We start from the raw sequence: 18491 nt of genomic DNA on the forward strand, positions 1-18491 counted from the left end.
CCTCCTTCGGGATGCGGGTTCGGGTCTATTTCAGGGCGATGGGGTTCACGGGCGAGCCGACGGCGCCCGTGATGCGCAGCGGCGGTGCGGTGAGCAGGAACTCGTAGACCCCGTCGGCGGCGCAGTCGGCGGCGAGTTCCTCGAGGTTCCACATCTCGCCGATGGTCAGGCCCATGTTGGGGATCACGATCTGGTGCAGCGGCTGGAACGCGTCGTCGAACTCGTTCGGCCGCACCTCGAAGCCCCAGGTGTCGGTCGCGATGGCGGCGATCTCGGTGCGGTGCAGCCAGCCGGCCGTCGTGAACGACAGGCCCGCGCTCGGCCCGCCCGCGTAGCCGTTCCAGCCCTCGCGGAGCGCCCGGGAGTAGCGGCCGGTGCGCACGAGCACGAGGTCACCGCGTCCGACGGCGCTCGTCGCGCCCTGCGCTTCGATACAGGCCTCGAGCTCGGCGGTCGTGATCGCGTAGCCATCGGGCAGTTCGCCGGGTTGCGCGTCCGGAGCCTGTCGAAGGGTGCCCTCCGGGTTGAGGAAGCGCCCAAGGTCGAGCAGCACCCCGCGACCGACGATGGCGGATGCTGCGTGCTCGATGCCCGTGACGAGGTCGCCCTCGCTCGTGACCACCTCAGCCGCGCGCCGGCCGTTCCAGGCGATGCCCCGGTCGAAGATGTGGCCGAGGCCGTCCCACTGCGTCGAGCACTGCAACGGCATGGTGATCATGTCGTCGGCACCGGTGATGCCGTGCGGGAAGCCCTGCACGCCGGATGCGGCATCCGTGCCCGTGCCGAGCATGGTGTGAATGGGGTTGGTGCGACGGCGCCAGCCGAGCTGCGGGCCATCCATGTCGAACGCCTGCGAGAGCGAGAAGCTCGCCCCGCGGCGCACAAGGGTCGCGGCATGCGCGCGCTCGGCGTCGCCGATGAAGTTCAGTGTGCCGAGTCGATCGTCGTCGCCCCAGCGGCCCCAGTTGCGGTACGCCTCGGCGGCCTCGGCGATGTGGCGCTCGGGGTCGGTGCGGTCGAGGGCCGTGGGGTCCTCGGTCGGGGTGGTGCGGGCGGTGGTCATCGGATGCCTGCCTTCGCTTCGGCGACGGCCCGCACGGTCTGCGCGCCGAGCCCCTCGATCGCGCCGACCATCACGTCGCCGTCGCTGAGCATCCGTCCGTGCACGATGCCGTTGCCCGCAGGGCTGCCCGTGAGCAGCAGGTCGCCGGGCAGCAGCGGCATGTTCTCGGAGGCGCCGGCGATGAGCGCGGGCAGGTCGAAGAGCAGGTCGGAGGTCGAGGCATCCTGCATCGTCTCGCCGTTCAGCGCGAGCTCCAGATGCAGGTCGCCCGGGTTCGCGACGAACGGCGCCGGCACGAGGAACGGGCCGGTCGGCAGGAAGCCCGGCGCGTTCTTGCCGCGGTACCAGTCGGTGCCGATCTCCTTCATGTCCTCGCGGAACACGAGGTCGCGCGTCGTGATGTCGTTCACGATCGTGTATCCGGCCACGTGTTCCATGGCGTGCTCACGGTCGACCCGGAACGCCTCCCGGCCGATCACCACCGCGAGCTCGAGCTCCCAGTCGTGCTGCTCGCTGTAGCTCGGCAGCACGAGGTCGACGTCATCGCCGACGACCGCGGTCGGCAGTCCGATGAAGAAGTACGGGGTGCCCTCGCGTGCGCGGCGATCCATCATGTCGGCGGCCCACTGACGCAGCTCCTCGATGGGGCGCGGGTCGTTCTTCGCACGTCCGGCCGCGACGAGGTCGATGACGTGGGTGCGGTAGTTCGCTCCGGTCTGCAGCACCTGGCGAGGCGTGACCGGTGCGGTCAGGGTGACGTCGGCGAGCGGATGCCACGGGGCATCCGTCTGCTCGGCCGCCGCGCGCAGCCGCTGCCACGACGCGGGCGCCTCGGCGAGGAACGCGTTGAGGTCGGGGGCGCCGAGCTCATCCGATCCGATCTCGCGCACCCGGTCACCGGCGACGAGACCGAGCCGCGGCTCGGTGATGTCGCTCGTGCGGAAGCGCACGAGAGCGAAGGGGGCGGTCAGGCCGTCGGACGACGAGGTCACGGGGTCGATCTCCAATCACGCGCGCAGCGGTGCGCGGCGTGGCACCAGTCAACCGCGACCCGAAGTATCAGTGAAGGCCGTATTGATGATGGACGCCATCAATCTCGTCGATGCGCCGCGCCCATGGCGCGTGCCACCGGCAGCCCGCCGCCGTGCCCGGTGAGTCCGCCGTCGACGGCGATCTCGGCACCCGTCACGAATGAGGCATCCGGCGACAGCAGTTGCAGGATGACGGCCGCGACCTCCTCGGCGCGACCGGCGCGACCGAGCGGGGTCGCGTCGAGGTTCACCTCGCGGAACTCGTCGGGCGCGCTGGCCGTCATCGGCGTCTCGATGAAGCCGGGGCTGACGAGGTTGACCCGGATGCCGCGGGGCCCGAGTTCCATTGCCGCGGTCTTCGTGATGCCTCGAAGTGCCCACTTGCTCGCGCCGTATGCGATGCCGTAGTGCGCCATGACCCCGGCAGCCGAACCGACGTTCACGATCGACCTCCCCCCCGCTCTGGCGAGCGCCCCGACCGTCGCCGCGCCGATTCCCGATGCCGCGCCGGTGACGACGTACGTACGGCCCTCATGCGAACCCATCGGCGAACCCCCTTTCCTTGCGAAGCCCGAGCTTCCATCGTGTCGTCTTGGACGGCCGTGTTGCGTCGCATCACTGATGGCGATGGCTCCCGTTGGCATACTGGACGCAACGGCACCAGATCCGAGGGAGGACACCGTGGCCGATCTCAACGCCCTCGCCCGCACCCACCTCGCTGCTGCGCTCGCAGATGAGCATGGCCGGAGCGCGGAGCTGATCCTCCGCGACGGCCCCATGCGCCAGACCATCATCGCCCTGCGGTCGGGCGTCGAGCTCGCCGAGCACAACTCGCCCGCTGCGGCGAGCCTGCAGGTGCTCATGGGCCGGGTGCGCGTGACCGGGCAGGAGCCCACCGACGTCGCCGCGGGGCGGCTCGACGCGCTCACCCATGCTCGTCACGCGGTGCTCGCTCTCGAGGACTCGGTCTTCCTCCTCACGACCGTCACCGGCATCGACAGCACCGGCGGGCCCGAGCGCGCACGCTGACGTGCGGGCACTCCTGCTCGGTTTCCATCAGCTAGAGCGATGCGCGGCATCAACAGATTCGGGTTCCCTGATACCCGAGCAACGCGGACAGTGGAAACGTGCCGCCCCGCGGCATCCGAACCAGCGGTCGTCATCACCGCACCCCGACTGAAGGATCGACGATGATCAAACTCCTCTCCCAACTCTCGTACCTCGAGCTCGCGACGCCCGACGTCGAGGCCTCCGTCCGCTTCTACGAGGAGCAGGTCGGGCTTCGGGTGCAATCGCGCGCGAACGGCAAGGTCTACCTGCGCTCGTGGGGCGACTACTACAACTACTCGCTCGTGATCGCCGAGGGCGACGAGCCGGCACTCAACGTCATGGCCTGGCGCACCACGAGCGCCGAGGCGCTCGACGAAGCGGCCAAGCGCATTGAGGACGCCGGCGTCACCGGCGAGTGGATCGACGAGGGCCACGGTCACGGTCGCTCGTACCGGTTCACCGGCCCCTACGGCCACACCATGGAGCTCTTCTGGGAGGTCGAGAAGTACCGCGCACCCGACGAACTCGCGTCGGTGTTCCCCGACCGCCCCGAGAAGCGCAGCAAGCACGCGGTCGGCCCGCGTCAGCTCGACCACGTCACGGTCGCAGCATCCGACGTGCGCGGCTTCGCGAAGTGGTACAGCGACGTGCTCGGCTTCCGGATCATGGCGTACACGGTGCTCGACGAGGCGCCCGTCACGGTGTTCTCGGTGCTCACCACGAACGAGAAGTCGCACGACCTCGGCGTCGTGCTCGACAGCTCGAGCCGCCCGGGCCGGGTCAACCACTACGCGTTCTGGGTCGACTCGCGCGAGGAGCTGCTGCAGGGCGCCGACGTGCTCATGGAGAACGGCACCCACATCGAGTACGGACCGTCGATCCACGGCATCGGCGAGCAGAGCTTCCTCTACTTCCGCGAGCCGAGCGGCATGCGCGTCGAGGTGAACACCGGGGGCTACCGCAACTACGTGCCCGACTGGGAGCCGTACGACTGGAAGCCGTCACAGGGCTCGAACAACCTCTACCGCAACGGCTCGATGCCGATGTCGATGACCGAGTCGTTCCCGCCCGACCCCGGCAAGCCCACGGCCACCGAGGAGGGCATCGTGCCGGGCACCGAGGAGGCCCTCATCAACCCCTACGCGGTGCACGGACGCGGCTGACCGACCTCTCACCGGAGCGCGGCGAGCATCGTCTCGAGATGCATTGGATCGGGACGGAGCTCGCCGCGCTCGATGCGGTGCGCGAGCTCGGTCACGACCTGGTTGACCGGCGTCGCGATGCCGACCTCGGCGCCGCGAGCGACGACGTGCCCGTTGAGGTCGTCGACCTCGCTGTGACGACCCTTACCCCAGTCCTGCAACACGGTCGTCGTGGCGCCCGGCACCACGAAGCCCGCGAAGAGCTTGTCGGTCATGATGTCGACGACCTCGTCGGGATTCGCGACCTCCTCAGGGGTGAGCCCGAAGATCGGGAGCACCGGATGCCCCAGCGCGACGCCCACGGCGAGCGCCTCGTTCCCCGCGGCGATCATCACGTCGCGGTAGCCCGGCGTGTGCAGCGCGTCGAGCATCGGCAGGCCGAGGATGGCGCTCGTGACGAGCAGCGTGCAGTTGCTCACGAGCTTCATCCACTTCGCCGCTTCGATGTCGTCGACGACCGCGACGGTGCCCGAGTGCCGGAGCAGCGACGCGATCTCCTCCTCGCGGCCCGCGGGCCCGCCGGGCAGCGCGCCGACGGCGTACCACGACCGTGAGACGCCCGTGTGGCGGTGCACGACGCCGGGCTCCTCCATCGTCGCCGAGCACTCGATGACCGAACCCATGGTGCGGTGCTGGCCCACGACCTGCTCCACGATCCCCGCCGTCATGCCGTTCTGGACACCGGCCATGAGCCCGTCGGCGGCGAGGTACGGCTCGATGAGCTGAGCCGCCCACCGGGAGTCGTACGCCTTCATGAGCATGAGGACGACGTCGAACTCATGCTTCAGCTCGGCGACCTCGCACAGGTGCAGCGTGCGCGGGCGCACGTGCAGCTCGCCGTCGGGCGAGAGGATGCGGACGCCGTCGGCGCGCATCTTCTCGACGTGCGCCGGCCACTGCTCGATGAGCACGACATCGAGCCCCGCTGCGGTGAGATCGGCTCCGACGGATGCCCCGTTCGCTCCGGCACCGAGCACCGCGATCCGCTGGTCGGCCATACCCGCCACCTCTCCTCTGTCAGCACCCATGACAGTACAGCACGGATGTACACAAAACGTGGCCAAGCCTGATATTTTGGGCGAAGCGCAACTCGCTGTAAATCAGTACTGGACACGCGTCGACGAAGAGAGCAGGAGCCATGATCCTCCACATCGCAACATTCCGCTGGAAGGACGACGTCACGGAGGCGGATGTCACGGAGCTCACGGCTTCGCTCATGCGCATGGCCGCCGACATCCCCGAACTCCGCTCCTACGCGGCCGGGCCGAACCTGCACCTGCGTCCGGGCGGTGCCGACTACGGGGTCGCCGCCATCGTCGACGACGGTGCAGGACTCGACGCCTACCTCGACCACCCCGCGCACAAGGCGGTGTACGACCAGGCCCTCGGCCGCATGATCGCCGAGCGCTCGGCCGTGCAGTTGCCCCTCTCGGAGGGATCGTTCGAGTGAGCGACATGCGAGCCGCCGTGCTGCACGCGGTGGGCGATCTCCGCACCGACGAGAAGACGGTGCCCGAACCCGGGCCGGGCGAGGTGCTCATCCGCGTCGGCGTCTGCGGGGTCTGCGGAAGCGACGCCACCGAGTTCGGCCGGGGCCTCGTCCTGGCGCAGCCCCCCGTCACGCTCGGCCACGAGTTCGCCGGGGTCGTCGAAGCCGTCGGCCCCGGCGTCAGCTCGCCGCCCGTCGGCGCGACGGTCGTGTGCGGGGCAGGTGTCTCGTGCGGCGAGTGCAAGCCGTGCCGCCAGGGCCGCACGAACCTCTGCCGCAGCTACTCGACGATCGGCTTCCACCACGACGGCGGGCTCGCGGGCTACGTGACCGCCCCCGCGAACATCGTGCTCGACGTGTCGGACTCCGGGCTGCCGATGGACACCCTCGGCCTCACCCAGCCCATGGCGATCGCGGTGCACGCCGTGCGTCGCAGCGGCCTCAAGGCCGGCCAGGACGCGGTCATCGTCGGCGTCGGCGGCATCGGCGCGTTCATCACCTTCGCGGCGGCCGCCACCGGCGCCCGCGTGCTCGTGGTCGACCGCGAGGAGGAACGCCTCGAACTCGGGCAGGGCCTCGGCGCGGCATCCGCTCTGCTCGCCGGCTCCACCCCGCTGCGCGAGAAGCTCGCCGCGCTCGGAATGGACGCCGACGTGTTCTTCGAGGTCAGCGGGTCGGCGCCGGGCCTCGCGTCGGTACTCGAGGCGGCCGAGCAGGGCTCGACGATCGTGCCCGTGGGCATCCAGCGCGGGGAACCTGGGCTGCCCCTCGGCAGGTGGACGCTCAACGAGTACGTGATCGTCGGCACCGTGGCCCACGTCTTCAAGGACGACTTCCCCGAGGCGGTGCGCCTGCTCGGCACGAGGCCCGACTGGTCGGACCTCGCACGTGAGGTGATTCCGCTCGACCGCGTCGCCGATGACGCGCTGCAACCGCTCATCGACGGCACGGCGCCGCAGATCAAGACGCTCGTCGACCCGTGGATCTCCGAGCCGCGACCTGCGGTGCACGCCCGGTAGCGCGCGCCGCGCCGCCAACGCCGCCGCGTCAGGCCGCCGCGCCGCCGCGTCAGGCGCGGAAGTCGTCCATGGCGCGCAGCGCGTCGACGGCCGAGCTGATGGGTGCCCCGCCGGACGACGGCGTGCGCGCGTCCGCCGTGCCCGCGGCGCCCGACGCAGCCGGTGCGGACGCGGCATCCGGTGCCCCTTGGTATGGCTGACGCCGCCCGACGACGAACCACACGCCCTTGGCGGGCGCGGTGCCGCGATTCGTGTAGAGGTGCGGTCGCGTGGAGTCGAACTGCAGCGAGTCGCCGGGTCGAAGCACGTGCTCCTCGAACTCGAGTTGCAGCGTGAGCTCCCCCTCGAGGAGGTACGCGTACTCGAAGCCCGCGTGCCGCATGAGCTTGCCCTCGATCGAGCTGGAGGCGCCGGGATCGTAGGTCACGAGCACGCCGTCGGCCGGACCGCCGGCGCCCACGGCGAGGCGCTCCCAGCGCACGCCGTTCTCCATCTCGATGACGGGATTGTCGGCAGCGCGCTGCACGTCGGGAAGCGGTGGGCCGCTGTGGCCGAACATGGGCGGCGGCGGCATGGCGGGCGTCGCGGCCGGCGTGGTGATGCCGAGCAGTTCGTCGAGCGACACGCCGAGATGGCTCGCCAATGCGTAGAGCGTCGACACCGACGGCTGGGTCTTGCCGATCTCGACCTGCGAGATCAGGCTCGCCGACACGCCGAGCTCCTGCGCGACACTCCGGAGGCTCAGGCCCCGTTTCGTCCTGGCCTGCCGTAGTCGTTCGCCAAGGCTTTCCGGCATGTTGCTCCCTCGTGGATTCCGTCGGGCCTCACCGGTGTCGCCGGCCTGGCCGTTGCTGCCGCAATTGTAGGGGCGAACAGGCGGCCGGGCCGGTCATCTCGACGCGAGCGGCGCTGCCCGATCTGGTGGTGGTGGCGCGGCATCCGCTCAGGTGATCGCCCACCCTCGGTCGACGTAGAGGTCCACCGCCGAGACGCCGCGGTTCCTGAGGAGGAACTGCGTCGCGTCGACGACGTCGGCCATGGTGGCCAGCTTGCCGCCCGGGGTGCGGCTCTCGTACTGCTCGAGCACGCCTTCGGGCTTGCTCGCCCAGAACGGGCTGTCGCCGACGATGCCGGGGTGCAGGGCGTTCACACGGATCGGGGCCAGCTCGAGCGCGAGCGTGTTGACCAGGCCCGTGACGCCGCCGTTGATCGTCGACACCGTCGTGGATCCCGGGTATGGCAGGTCCTTCGCCCGGCCGCCGAAGAGCACGATGCCCGTGTCGACCGTCGGCTCGAGCCGGTCGAGCAGCGCGTGCACGGTCTCGGTGTACCCGACGAGTTTGAGGGTCACCAGCCTGATCGCGCGTTCGACGCTGTAGTCGCGTACCGTGTTCTGGTCGCGTTCGATCGCGCAGAGCACGAGCCCGTGCACCTGGCCGATCGACCTGAGCTGGCCGGCGATGGACTGCGGCTCCGAGATGTCGAGGGCGACACCGGATGCCTCGGGGCCGAGCGATGCCGCGATCTCATCGGTGCGCGCCTGGTCGCGTCCGGTGATCACCACCCGGTCGCCGCGCGCGATGCAGTCCTTCGCCAGCTCCAACCCGATGCCCGAGGTTCCGCCGACGACGACGATCGTCCGTTCGCTCACTGTGTCTCCTTCAGCCCGTTCTTGGTGTGTTCCGGTTCGCCTGGAGCAGGGCGGCGAATGCGCCGTCTGCACCGGTCGACGCACCACCACCGCCACGCGGCGGGGGCCGGGTGTGCGAAGCCGAAGCCAAGTGGTACTGGACAACGGTGTACAGCAGTGCTTAACCTGAGTCAAGTCGACCCCTTCGGCAAAGTCAAGCCGACGAGCTGCGGCGGGTGGTGCGCCCCGTGCCCCCAAGCGATGCATCGCCCGCCGCCCCCCGATCGCGGCGGTCGGTGCGACCGGGCAGAATGCCGGCATGACGAGATTCGCGATCGACGCCCCGACGGTGGTGCGGCTGGCACGCGACGAGATGTCGATCTCCGACGAACACCGACTCGTGGGACCGAGCATGCTGCGTTCGCATGCGATGTCGCTGCTGTACCGGGATGTGCGGCGGGGCGAACTCGAGGAAGCCGATGCGCTCCGCATCCTCGACCGACTCACGACGATGCGCATCCGGCTGCTCGGCGACCGTGTCTCGCGCGCGGTGGCATGGAAGCTCGCGATGCAGCTCGGCTGGGACGACCCCGCCCCGGCCGAGTACCTCGCCGTCGCGAAACTCCAGGCGGACACGTTCGTGACCCTCGACCCCGAACTCGAGCGGGCGGCGCGCGGCGTCGTGCCGGTGTCGCCGATCGACGAGCTGTATCGCCGCTGACCTCAGACCTCGATGAGATGCACGTGCCGCCGGTCGGCGACGGCGAGCGCCGCGATCAACTTCGCATCGAACGTCGCGAGGGTCGCGCCGGCGATCTTCGCCAGTTGGACGAGGTGGAAGTCCGTGACCTGCCGGGGGCCGACGAGTGCAGCCAGATCGATCGACGGGTCGAGAAGGCGCGTCTCATCGCGGAGGAACCGATGTCCGCGCCACTTGCACAGACGCCGCAAGAGCGCGATCACCTCCTGCGGGGTGAGGTCTGCGCCGACGACGACCGGATTCGAGATGAGCCGAATGAATGCCGTTTCGGTGATCGGCGTGGTCGCCCAGTCGGACACCCCGGCGAACCACCGATGTGCGGCCGCGTGATGCACGTGCTGCGGGCTGACGAGCGCGACCAGCACGTTCACGTCGAGCAACTGGACGTCCGGCCGCTCGGTCATGCGTCGTCGCGATACTCGGCGACGAGCTCATCGGTGATGACATGGTCGGCGGGGCCAAGCGGCAACAGCGGGAATCCGTCTGGCGCCGCGCCACGTGACTCATTCCCGCCCATGCCGCCTGCCAGACCGCGCAGCGCGAGCTCGGAGACGGCCGTTCCGAGCGAGATGCCACGTTGCTCGGCCATTGCACGCGCGGCACGCAGCAGCCGGTCGTCGAGTTCGAGAGTGGTGCGCATGCACGAATTCTATCGCATCACCGCATCACTGCATCACTGCGCCGCCCTGCGTGAAGAACTCCACCGCCGCCTGCCGGAACACCTTCGACCCCGGCGCATTGAAGTGGTGGCGATCGGGCAACTCGACGAACGAGCCGTTCGGCGTGGCATCCGCCAACGCCCGCGACTGCGGCAGGATCGCGTCGTCGCTGCCCGTGGCGAACAGGATGGGCTGCAGCGGCGGGTGCGACGGATCGGGGTCGGCGTCGCCCAGCCGCATGCCCTCGGCGAGCGCGACGATGGCGAGGAGGTCGTTGCCCGGCACGCGGCTGGCGAGCGTCACGTAGTTCTGCGTCACCTTGTCCTCGACGGGCGTGCCGTGCTCGGCATAGGCCCGGGCCTGCTCGATCTGCAGTCGGGCGAGCGGGCGCCCGTCGGGGATGCCACCGAGCACCGCACGGTCGACGCGATCGGAGGCCTGCACCGCGACCTGCCAGCCCACGCGGGCACCGAGCGAATAGCCGACGTAGTGCACGGTGTCGATGAGGTAGGTGTCGAGCACGGTGCAGAGGTCGCCGACCAGCGCGTCCATGCCGTATTCGGATGCCTCGTACGGCTTGTCGCTCGCACCGTGTCCGAGCTGGTCGACGCCGAGCACCCGGAACCCCGCGCGCGTGAGGTCGCGCACCCAGCCCGTGTTCACCCAGTTGTCGCGGCAGCTCGACGCGAACCCGTGCACGCACAGCACCGTGGGCGCGTCCACTTCACCCCAGAGATAGGTGGCGATGCGGCGGCCCTCGGCCGACATCACGTACACGGGTGACGGCATCTCGGTCAGGGCTGGCAGCGCGGCATCCATGCCCGCCATTCTGCCGCAGGGCTCAGGCGCCGGGTCCCTCGGGCTCGTCGATCGGCGTGGGTTGCTGCCGATGCTGCCTGGCGTACTCCCGCAGGATCGCATCGGTGCCGGCGCCGCCGCGCGTGAGGAATCGACCGCGCAGCACGTCGGCGTAGTCGTCGATCGCCTCCTCGAGCATCTGGCCGCTGTTGCGCACGGTGCGATCGGGCGAGCTGCGGGCGAGCCGCGCCAGGTGCAGGCCGTACGGCAGCTGGGCCGCGAGCGACGCCTCGGGCACGTCCTCGGTGAAGTAGTGCGACTCGGCGTTCTGCCACAGGTCGACCCGCGCCTGCGCGAGGTCGGCGGTGATCGAGTCGAGCAGCCCGCTCGAGGTGGCGGACTCCATGTTGAGCAGGTGCCCGGCCGTGTCGGCCCGCTGGATGAGCGCGATACGAAGCGCGAGCGCGCGGCGTCGGCCGAGGCCCGGGTAGAGCTCGAGGAACCACGCCACCGCGGCCGTCAGCAGGGCGAAGCCGATGATCCCCTGAAACGGCGCGAACACCCGCAGCCATGGATCGACCGGATACGTGTCACCGAGCCCGAGGGTCGACATGCTGACGACGGAGAAGTAGAACGCCTCGACCGCCGCGGGATACGCATCGGGGCGGATCCCGGTGTTGTAGGCGAACCCGTCGGGAACGTGGGGCAGGTAGACCAGCGTCCATCCGGCGATCTGCAGTGCCGCCCACGTCGCGACCACGGCCACCGCGGCGATCGGGCCGGCCAGGGTGCGCCCGCGTCGGCCGAGGTTCGACGAGAGCTGCCACGTCGCGCCGGCGACGAGGTGCGTCATGCGCCCCCGGCCGGTCGGGTGCAGCACGGTGTGGAAGACCTCGTTGAGCCCGAGCAGGATCAGGGCGATGCCCGCGACCGTCCAGACCCAACTCACGTCACTGGCCCCTCCGGATGTCTCATCCGCGCCTCAGCCCTGGAAGTCCTCGGGGTCCACGTCCTCGAGGAACTTCTTGAACTCGTCGAGCGCCTCCTCGTCTTCGGTGTGCGGCTCGACCATCTCGGCGGGGATCCCGGCCTCGTCGAGCACCTCGTCGGCCACGAACAGCGGCGCCTCGGTGCGCACGGCGAGCGCGACCGAGTCGGACGGCCGCGCGTCGAGCACGAGCGAACCCGTCGGTGTCGTGAGGGAGATCTCGCCGTAGAACGTCCCCTCGTCGATTCGTGTGACCTCGATCTGATCGACGGTGGCACCCACGGTGTCGAGCAGGGTCTTCATGAGGTCGTGGGTCAGCGGCCGCGGAGCATGCTCGCCCTGGATGGCGATGAGGATCGACGTGGCCTCTTGCCCGCCGATCCAGATCGGCAGCACGCGTCCCTCGCTGGGCGCCTCGCCGAGGGGTTTCAGCAGGATGATGTGCTGCCCTGAGGCATCCAGCGCAACGCCGAGCACGCGGACCTGAACCATGCTGACTCCCGTCGAACGATCGGGTGAGACACAGCCATCGTATGTCGAGCACGGCGTCAAGCCATGGTGTCCGGTCGACAGCGCGGGGTAGAACAGGCGCATGAGCACTCCGACCCGGCCGCGCGCCGTGCTGTTCGACATCGACGGCACCCTCGTCGACTCCAACTACCTGCACGTCGAGGCGTGGCAGCACGCCTTCGCCGAACTCGGCGTCGAGACCGACGCGTGGCGCGTGCACCGCGCCATCGGCCAGGACTCCGAACGTCTGGTCACCGCGGTGGCAGGCGTTCGCGATTCCGCGTGGATCGAGCGGGCGAAGCGGCTGCACAGCGGGTACTACCGTGATCTCGCGCCGCGCCTGCGTACGTTCGAGGCGACGCGGGATCTCCTGGCCGCCGTGGCCGGCCGCGGCATCCGCGTCGTGCTCGCGACGTCGGCACCCGACGACGAACTCGCCGTGCTGCTTCGCACGCTCGATGCCGAGGCTTCCATTGATGCGACCACCTCCGCCGACGACGTCGGCCCCGCCAAGCCCGAGCCCGACATCATCGAGGTCGCGTTGCAGCGCGCGGGGGCTGACGCGGCCGACGCCGTGCTCGTCGGCGACTCGACGTGGGACATGATCGCGTCGGGCCGTGCCGGGGTGCGCGCCTACGGGCTGCGTTCGGGCGGCATCTCCGACGCGGAGTTGACGGACGCCGGTGCACTCGCGATCTTCGACGACCCGGGCGATCTCCTCGCTCACCTCGACGCTGTGATCGGCGATTGAGCGGCCTCGGCGGCGGCCTCGGCCTCGCCCCTAGTCCGAGTCCGCCGCGAGCCGCCGCAGCAGCCGCGCGAGCGTCGCCTGCTCCTCGTGCGAGAGGCCGCGGAGCGCCTCGGCCTCGCGCTCCGCGAGCCGCCGCATGGCGTCATCGACGTGGGTCGCTCCGTCGGCCGTGAGCCGCACGAGCACGCTGCGTCCGTCGCGCGGGTTGGGTCGCCGCTCGACGAGTCCGCGACGCGAGAGGTTGTCGAGCCGATTCGTCATCGCCCCACTGCCGATCATCGTGGCCTCGATGAGCTGGGCGGGGCTCAGCTCGTGCGGCGCCTCCTCACGGCGGAGCGCAGCGAGCACGTCGAACTCCCACGCGGCCAAACCGGCTCCGCTGAAGGCACTGGCGCGCAGCCGGCCGAGGCGGTTCGACACGCGCCGGAGGCGCGACATCACGTCGAGCGGGGTCAGGTCGACGTCGGGAAGACGACGAGACCACGCGTCGATGAGCAGGTCGACCTCGTCATCGCGCTCACTCACTCGCGCTCACTCACATTGGGAGGCATATCTCGACGGTACCCCGGCGAAGCGCAGGAATGACGACGACGACGGATGCCACGTGGCATCCGTCGCCGTCGCTGCGTGGTCGCTCAGACCGTGGCGGCTTCCGTGGTGCTGAGGATCGGGCGGAAGAACGCGACAAGCTCCTCGGTCGCGTTCAGCGGCAGGATGTTCGCGACGTACCCGTCGGGGCGCACCACGACGACGGCACCGGCGCGGTCGATGCCGCGCTGGTCGAAGATGTCCTCTCCCCGCGCGGGGTCGGCTGCGTAGACCTTCTCGTAGTCGGTCAGCTGGAACGGGCCGACGAGGGGCTTGAAGACCTCGGGCACGGCACCGAGGTCGACCTCCGAGTGGTTCTGCTGGTAGATCACCTTCACGTCGAACCACGCGTCGCGGTCGAGGCCCTCGGGCGTCGCGGTCACCGGCGATCCGGGCGCGGTGGCGAGCCACTCGGCCAGGTCGGTGGTGGCGGATGCCTCACCCGCGCGGGCCTGGTCGGCGAACACGTAGATGCGCCAACGCCCATCGGCCGTCGCGTGGTGGCCGAGGTGGATCGGGTTCGCGTCGCCGACCCGCACCACCTCGGCGGACTTGAAGCGCTTGCCGATCGGGAACCCCGACGCGAGGTCCTGGTGGGCGTCTTCGCCGACGATCATCGACGGCGCGTACTGGGTCATGAAGCCGGCGGGGAACTCGGCGGTGTTCACGTAGAAGTCCTCGAGTTCCGAGGGGTTCGCGAACTCCTCGGGCTTCTTGGCCATGAGCGTCGACCACTCCTTGTCGAAGTCGATGAGGTTCTTCGCGACCACCTGGCGCTCCGCCGAATACGTCGCGAGCAGGCTCTCGGGGCTGCGACCTTCGAGCACGTGGCCGAGCTTCCAGCCCAGGTTCCAGCCGTCCTGCATGGACACGTTCATGCCCTGCCCGGCCTTCGCGCTGTGCGTGTGGCACGCGTCACCGGCGATGAACACCCGCGGCGTGGCCGAGCCGACGGAGTCGCCGGTCAGATCGTCGAACCGGTCGGTGAGGCGATGCCCCACCTCGTACACGCTGTGCCAGGCGACGTTCTTCACCTCGAGGGTGTACGGGTGGATGATCGCGTTCGCCCGCCGGATGATCTCCTCGATCGGGGTCTCGCGCACCGCGCCGTAGTCGTCCTCGGGCACGACGCCGAGGTCGACGTACATGCGGAACAGGAACCCGCCCTCACGTGGGATCAGCAGGATGTTGCCCGCCTCCGACTGGATCGAGCACTTCGTACGGATGTCGGGGAAGTCGGTCTCGGCGAGCACGTCCATCACGCCCCAGGCGTGGTTGGCCTTGTCGCCCACCATGTGGCATCCGATCGCCTCGCGCACGCGACTGCGCGCACCATCGGCGCCCATCACGTACTTCGCGCGCACGGTACGGTGCTCGCCCTCGTGCTCCCCCGCGGTGCGGTGCAGGGTCACGGCGACCGGGTACTCGCCCTCGTCGGCGATCTCGAGGCCCACGAACTCGTAGCCGTAGTCGGGCGTCATGCGGGTGGGCGAGTTCGCCGCGACCTCGGCGAAGTAGTCGAGCACGCGCGCCTGGTTCACGATGAGGTGGGGGAACTCGCTGACGCCGGCGGGGTCGTCCTGCGTCACAGCGGAACGCACGATCTTCGACGGGTCGGCGGGGTCGGGCTTCCAGAACGCCATCTCGGTGATGCGGTACGCCTCGGCGATGATGCGCTCGGCGAATCCGAACGCCTGGAACGTCTCGACGCTGCGCGCCTGGATGCCGTCGGCCTGGCCGATCACGAGCCGCCCGGGGCGACGCTCGACGATGCGGGTCGTGATGTTCGGGAACTGCGACAACTGCGCCGCGGCGATCATGCCCGCAGGGCCCGTGCCGACGATCAGCACATCGACCTCGTCGGGAAGCTCTTCGGGACGGTTGAGCCCGACACCCGCGGCGGGCTTGAGCCGCGGCTCCTCGGAAACATAACCGTGGTGGTGGAACTGCACGGGGACTCCTCACTTCGCTGTGTGTTGGGCGCTCTGCGCTGTCCTTGCTACGGCAGCTGTTCTATTATCGAACTCGGAATTCACATATCGCGCATTTGATAGTAAACGGATGCCGCGCGCCCGGCAAGTCGGGCCGAATCGCCGTTGCTCAGGGCTCCGTCCCGATCCCTTCTGATCGAGAAGTCGCGAATGCACGGCGCCACCCTGCATCCGCGACCTTTCGATCTCGATACCCGGCGCCCTACGGGGTCCACCACGGCCGCAGCGGGAGGTCGCCGACGCCGCCCCCTTCGTCGGGCTTGAACGCCAGGACCTGATGCAACTGGATGCCGCCGGTCTCGAACGCGAGGCGCGATCCGGCCATGTACAGGCCCCAGACCTTCGCGGTCGGAAGCCCCACCTCGGCGACCGCCTCGTCCCAGTGCTCGACGAGGTTCGCGCACCAGTCCCGCAGGGTCATCGCGTAGTGCGGTCGCAGGTTCTCCTCGTGCAGTACCTCGAGGCCGGCGTTCTGGGCCTCGGTGATGATGCGACCCGACCCTGTCAACTCTCCGTCGGGGAAGACGTACCGGTCGATGAATCCACGGGTCGATGCTCGCGACCGGTTGTCGGGACGGGTGATGCAGTGGTTGAGCAGCAGGCCGCCTGGGCGCAGTCGGGAACCCAGGAAGCGGAAGTACGACGGGTAGTTGCGCACGCCGATGTGCTCGAGCAGCCCGATCGACGACACGGCGTCGAAGCCGGTCTCCCGGATGTCGCGGTAGTCGCCGTGGCGCACCTCGGCCAGCTCGCCGAGGCCCTCCTCGGCGATGGCTCCCTGCGCCCACGACGACTGCTCGCGCGACAGCGTCACGCCGGTGGCGCGGATGCCGCGGCGAGCGGCGTAGCGCACCATGCCGCCCCAGCCGCATCCGACATCGAGCAGCCGGTCGCCGGGCTCCAGCCGCAGCTTCTCGAACACGAGCCGGTACTTGTTCTCCTGCGCCTCGTCGAGCGACGCGTCGGTTCGCGGATAGCACGCACAGGTGTAGGTCATCGACGGCCCGAGCACCCACTCGTAGAAGGTGTTCGACACGTCGTAGTGATGGTGGATCGCCTCGGCGTCTCGGGACTTGCTGTGGCGGAGCCCCTCGGCGACGCGACGCCACCGCGGCGGCGCCTCCTGGGGTGGCGGCGCGATCGGCCGGAGGTGTTCGACCCCGATCGACCGCACGATCCGGGCCATGTCGCGCGGTGGTGGCATCCGGAACACCAGTTCGTCGGCGAGCGCCCTGAGGATCTCGTAGGGGTCGCCGGGGTGCACGCCGTGGATCTCGAGGTCGCCCGCGATGTAGGCGCGCGCCAGCCCGAGATCACCGCTCGCGGTCGCGAGGTAGGTGGTTCCCCGCGCGGTCTTCAACTCGATCCCGAACGGGGCGTCGGGCGGCCCCGACGAACTCCCGTCGTAGGCCGTGAACCGCAGCGGCAGCCGGCTGCCGGCCAGCATCTCGAGGATCTCGGCGAGGGTGAGCTTGCCCTCGTGCTCCGGCGCCTTCGCCGGCGTCGCCGCACCCGTCGGTCGTTCCTTGAACGTCGTCATCGTCGTTGCACCGCCTTCGCATAGAGGTCGAGGAGCCGTGAATCGGGGTCGTACTTCGCCTTGGCCGCACCGTAGGCGTCGCCGCCGTAGAGCCGGTCGAACTCGTCGGGCGAGTAGTAGGAGTCGGAGTAGAGCGACTTGTGTCCGTCGAGCTCGCCGACCTTGCGCTCGATCCGCCGGTTCGTCTCCCCCTCGGTCGAGCCGACCGGCACGGTCGACCAGAAGCCGACGTTGACGTACGTCTGCTTCGGGCGAAGCGGGTACAGCGGCCAGCCGGCGCTGTCGCCGATTCCGTCGCGCAACCGCAGCGGGCACAGCCAGATCGGCTCGATCGGCACGTTCGCCAGGAACCAGTCGAGGAACTCGACGCTTCGCTCGATCGGCACCTCGACGTCCTGGATCACGCGTTCGCGCGGCGGGCGGCGCTTGAGCTTCTCGAGGCGATCGCCGAGGTCGAATCGCCGCTCGAGCTTCATGAGCTTCGAGTAGAAGCTGCTTCGCCGCAGGCGCCGCGGCCAGAGCCGTCGGATGAGCGGATGCTGCGCGCCGAACGCCTCCGAGCACCAGAACCAGTCGGTGTCCCAGCGCCACAGGTAGTCGTGGATGGTGAGCCGGTCGTGCCTCGCGCCGTCATCGTGCTGGATGGAACGATAGAAGATCTGCTGGCGCGTGTAGTCGCTGACGGGTCCGGATGCCGCGGTCTGCCTGCCGACGCACAGGTAGCTCTCGTCGGCGCTGAAGACGACCCCGTCGAGGTAGTCGACGCGCTCGCCGTCGAGGCGGCCGGTCTCGATGATGTCGTCCATGGCCTCGACGAGGTCGGCGAGGGCATGGAACCGCAGGTGCGTGAGCGCGACGAATGGCTCGACGGGTTCCAGCTCGATGCGGAGGCGCACAGCGTAGCCGAGCGTGCCATAGGAGTTCGGGAACGCGCGGAACAGGTCGTCGTGCTCGCTCGGCGAGGCGGTGACGATCTCGCCGGCGCCGGTGAGGATGTCCATCTCCAGCACCGACTCGTGCGGCAGCCCGTTGCGGAACGACGTCGACTCGATGCCGAGTCCGGTCACGGCGCCGCCGAGCGTGATGGTCTTCAGCTGTGGCACCACCAGCGGCGCCAACCCGTGTGGCAGCGTCGCGGCGACGAGGTCTTCGTACGTGCACATGCCGGCGACGTCGGCGGTGCGGGCCGCGGGGTCCACCGCGATGACGTGCGTCAGCCCCGACGTGTCGAGGCCCGCTCCGTCGGCCTTCGTACGCGACCGGAAGAGGTTCGAGGTCGGCTTGGCGAGCCGAACCGTCGCCGCCGGCGGAACCGCCCGGTAGCTCTCGAGAAGGCGCTCCACGCCTGCGGCGTGAGCGGTCCGTGCGTCAGTCGCGGAAACGGACACGTCTCCACGGTAGTCCGCGGGGTGCGATGCGACC

Annotated in this window: 21 protein-coding genes; 6 read left to right on the forward strand and 15 right to left on the reverse strand. The window is 69.7% G+C overall.

Annotation, left to right across the window (positions count from 1 at the left end):
* Positions 1-25: 25 nt before the first annotated feature.
* The 3 genes from AB0K73_RS17865 to AB0K73_RS17875 all read right to left on the reverse strand — a co-directional run bounded on the left by AB0K73_RS17865 (position 26) and on the right by AB0K73_RS17875 (position 2639).
* Positions 26-1063: a cyclase family protein gene (locus AB0K73_RS17865; protein WP_360516228.1), complete on the reverse strand. Its 1038-nt coding sequence runs from the start codon at positions 1061-1063 to the stop codon at positions 26-28.
* On the reverse strand, positions 1060-2055 hold the full coding sequence (locus AB0K73_RS17870) for a fumarylacetoacetate hydrolase family protein (RefSeq protein WP_360516231.1): 996 nt from the start codon (positions 2053-2055) through the stop codon (positions 1060-1062). Before AB0K73_RS17870 ends, AB0K73_RS17865 begins: the two co-directional genes overlap by 4 nt.
* Positions 2056-2153: 98 nt before the next feature.
* A complete protein-coding gene (locus AB0K73_RS17875) occupies positions 2154-2639 on the reverse strand; it encodes an SDR family oxidoreductase (RefSeq protein ID WP_360516234.1) in 486 nt (161 codons plus the stop codon).
* A gap of 136 nt (positions 2640-2775) precedes the next feature.
* Between AB0K73_RS17875 and AB0K73_RS17880 the strand changes: the two genes are divergently transcribed.
* A complete protein-coding gene (locus AB0K73_RS17880; protein ID WP_360516237.1) occupies positions 2776-3123 on the forward strand; it encodes a cupin in 348 nt (115 codons plus the stop codon).
* A 161-nt stretch (positions 3124-3284) separates the two neighbouring features.
* Complete coding sequence (locus AB0K73_RS17885; protein ID WP_360516240.1) at positions 3285-4307, forward strand: VOC family protein; 1023 nt, start codon at positions 3285-3287, stop codon at positions 4305-4307.
* A gap of 8 nt (positions 4308-4315) precedes the next feature.
* On the opposite strand, the gene AB0K73_RS17890 is transcribed toward AB0K73_RS17885, so the two are convergent.
* Positions 4316-5344: a 2-dehydropantoate 2-reductase gene (locus AB0K73_RS17890; protein WP_360516243.1), complete on the reverse strand. Its 1029-nt coding sequence runs from the start codon at positions 5342-5344 to the stop codon at positions 4316-4318.
* Between the two features lie 140 nt (positions 5345-5484).
* On the opposite strand from AB0K73_RS17890, the gene AB0K73_RS17895 reads away from it, so the two are divergent.
* Positions 5485-5796: a Dabb family protein gene (locus AB0K73_RS17895; RefSeq protein ID WP_360516246.1), complete on the forward strand. Its 312-nt coding sequence runs from the start codon at positions 5485-5487 to the stop codon at positions 5794-5796.
* A 5-nt stretch (positions 5797-5801) separates the two neighbouring features.
* Positions 5802-6854 carry an alcohol dehydrogenase catalytic domain-containing protein gene (locus AB0K73_RS17900; protein WP_360516423.1) on the forward strand — a complete coding sequence of 351 codons (1053 nt, stop codon included), beginning with the start codon at positions 5802-5804 and terminating at the stop codon, positions 6852-6854.
* Positions 6855-6903: 49 nt separating this feature from the next.
* Here the strand turns inward: AB0K73_RS17900 and AB0K73_RS17905 are convergent, their stop codons facing one another.
* Together AB0K73_RS17905 and AB0K73_RS17910 are read right to left on the reverse strand one after the other, a co-directional pair.
* Positions 6904-7650, reverse strand: a complete 747-nt coding sequence (locus tag AB0K73_RS17905) for a helix-turn-helix domain-containing protein (protein WP_360516249.1) — start codon at positions 7648-7650, stop codon at positions 6904-6906.
* Between the two features lie 147 nt (positions 7651-7797).
* Positions 7798-8505 carry an SDR family oxidoreductase gene (locus AB0K73_RS17910; protein WP_360516252.1) on the reverse strand — a complete coding sequence of 236 codons (708 nt, stop codon included), beginning with the start codon at positions 8503-8505 and terminating at the stop codon, positions 7798-7800.
* Positions 8506-8803: 298 nt separating this feature from the next.
* On the opposite strand from AB0K73_RS17910, the gene AB0K73_RS17915 reads away from it, so the two are divergent.
* Positions 8804-9205: a hypothetical protein gene (locus AB0K73_RS17915; RefSeq protein ID WP_360516255.1), complete on the forward strand. Its 402-nt coding sequence runs from the start codon at positions 8804-8806 to the stop codon at positions 9203-9205.
* Between the two features lie 2 nt (positions 9206-9207).
* Here the strand turns inward: AB0K73_RS17915 and AB0K73_RS17920 are convergent, their stop codons facing one another.
* Genes AB0K73_RS17920 through AB0K73_RS17940 form a run of 5 tightly spaced genes read right to left on the reverse strand, consistent with a single transcriptional unit; the run spans position 9208 to position 12181 of the window.
* Entirely contained in the window at positions 9208-9648 is a 441-nt protein-coding gene (locus AB0K73_RS17920) for a TA system VapC family ribonuclease toxin (RefSeq protein ID WP_360516258.1), read from the reverse strand.
* Positions 9645-9884 carry a hypothetical protein gene (locus tag AB0K73_RS17925; RefSeq protein ID WP_360516261.1) on the reverse strand — a complete coding sequence of 80 codons (240 nt, stop codon included), beginning with the start codon at positions 9882-9884 and terminating at the stop codon, positions 9645-9647. Before AB0K73_RS17925 ends, AB0K73_RS17920 begins: the two co-directional genes overlap by 4 nt.
* A 25-nt stretch (positions 9885-9909) precedes the next feature.
* The gene (locus AB0K73_RS17930; RefSeq protein ID WP_360516265.1) at positions 9910-10722 is read right to left on the reverse strand and encodes an alpha/beta fold hydrolase; all 813 of its coding nucleotides are present in this window, start codon (positions 10720-10722) and stop codon (positions 9910-9912) included.
* A gap of 22 nt (positions 10723-10744) precedes the next feature.
* Positions 10745-11650, reverse strand: coding sequence for a potassium channel family protein (locus AB0K73_RS17935; RefSeq protein WP_360516268.1), 906 nt, complete (start codon positions 11648-11650; stop codon positions 10745-10747).
* Positions 11651-11683: 33 nt separating this feature from the next.
* Positions 11684-12181: a bifunctional nuclease family protein gene (locus tag AB0K73_RS17940; RefSeq protein WP_360516271.1), complete on the reverse strand. Its 498-nt coding sequence runs from the start codon at positions 12179-12181 to the stop codon at positions 11684-11686.
* 100 nt (positions 12182-12281) lie between these two features.
* Here AB0K73_RS17940 and AB0K73_RS17945 point away from each other — a divergent pair, with 100 nt between their 5' ends.
* Complete coding sequence (locus AB0K73_RS17945) at positions 12282-12950, forward strand: HAD family hydrolase (protein ID WP_360516274.1); 669 nt, start codon at positions 12282-12284, stop codon at positions 12948-12950.
* Between the two features lie 30 nt (positions 12951-12980).
* On the opposite strand, the gene AB0K73_RS17950 is transcribed toward AB0K73_RS17945, so the two are convergent.
* The 4 genes from AB0K73_RS17950 to AB0K73_RS17965 all read right to left on the reverse strand — a co-directional run bounded on the left by AB0K73_RS17950 (position 12981) and on the right by AB0K73_RS17965 (position 18457).
* Positions 12981-13475, reverse strand: coding sequence for a MarR family transcriptional regulator (locus AB0K73_RS17950; protein ID WP_360516277.1), 495 nt, complete (start codon positions 13473-13475; stop codon positions 12981-12983).
* Positions 13476-13585: 110 nt separating this feature from the next.
* Entirely contained in the window at positions 13586-15490 is a 1905-nt protein-coding gene (locus tag AB0K73_RS17955; RefSeq protein ID WP_360516280.1) for an FAD-binding monooxygenase, read from the reverse strand.
* Between the two features lie 241 nt (positions 15491-15731).
* Positions 15732-17069 carry a class I SAM-dependent methyltransferase gene (locus AB0K73_RS17960; protein WP_360516283.1) on the reverse strand — a complete coding sequence of 446 codons (1338 nt, stop codon included), beginning with the start codon at positions 17067-17069 and terminating at the stop codon, positions 15732-15734.
* Positions 17066-18457 (reverse strand): FAD-binding oxidoreductase, encoded by a 1392-nt coding sequence (locus AB0K73_RS17965; protein ID WP_360516286.1) that lies wholly within the window; start codon positions 18455-18457, stop codon positions 17066-17068. Before AB0K73_RS17965 ends, AB0K73_RS17960 begins: the two co-directional genes overlap by 4 nt.
* Between the last annotated feature and the right edge of the window lie 34 nt (positions 18458-18491).

The sequence above is a fragment of the Agromyces sp. NPDC052230 genome (genome assembly GCF_040679595.1).
In the GTDB taxonomy this organism is placed as follows: Bacteria; Actinomycetota; Actinomycetes; order Actinomycetales; family Microbacteriaceae; genus Agromyces.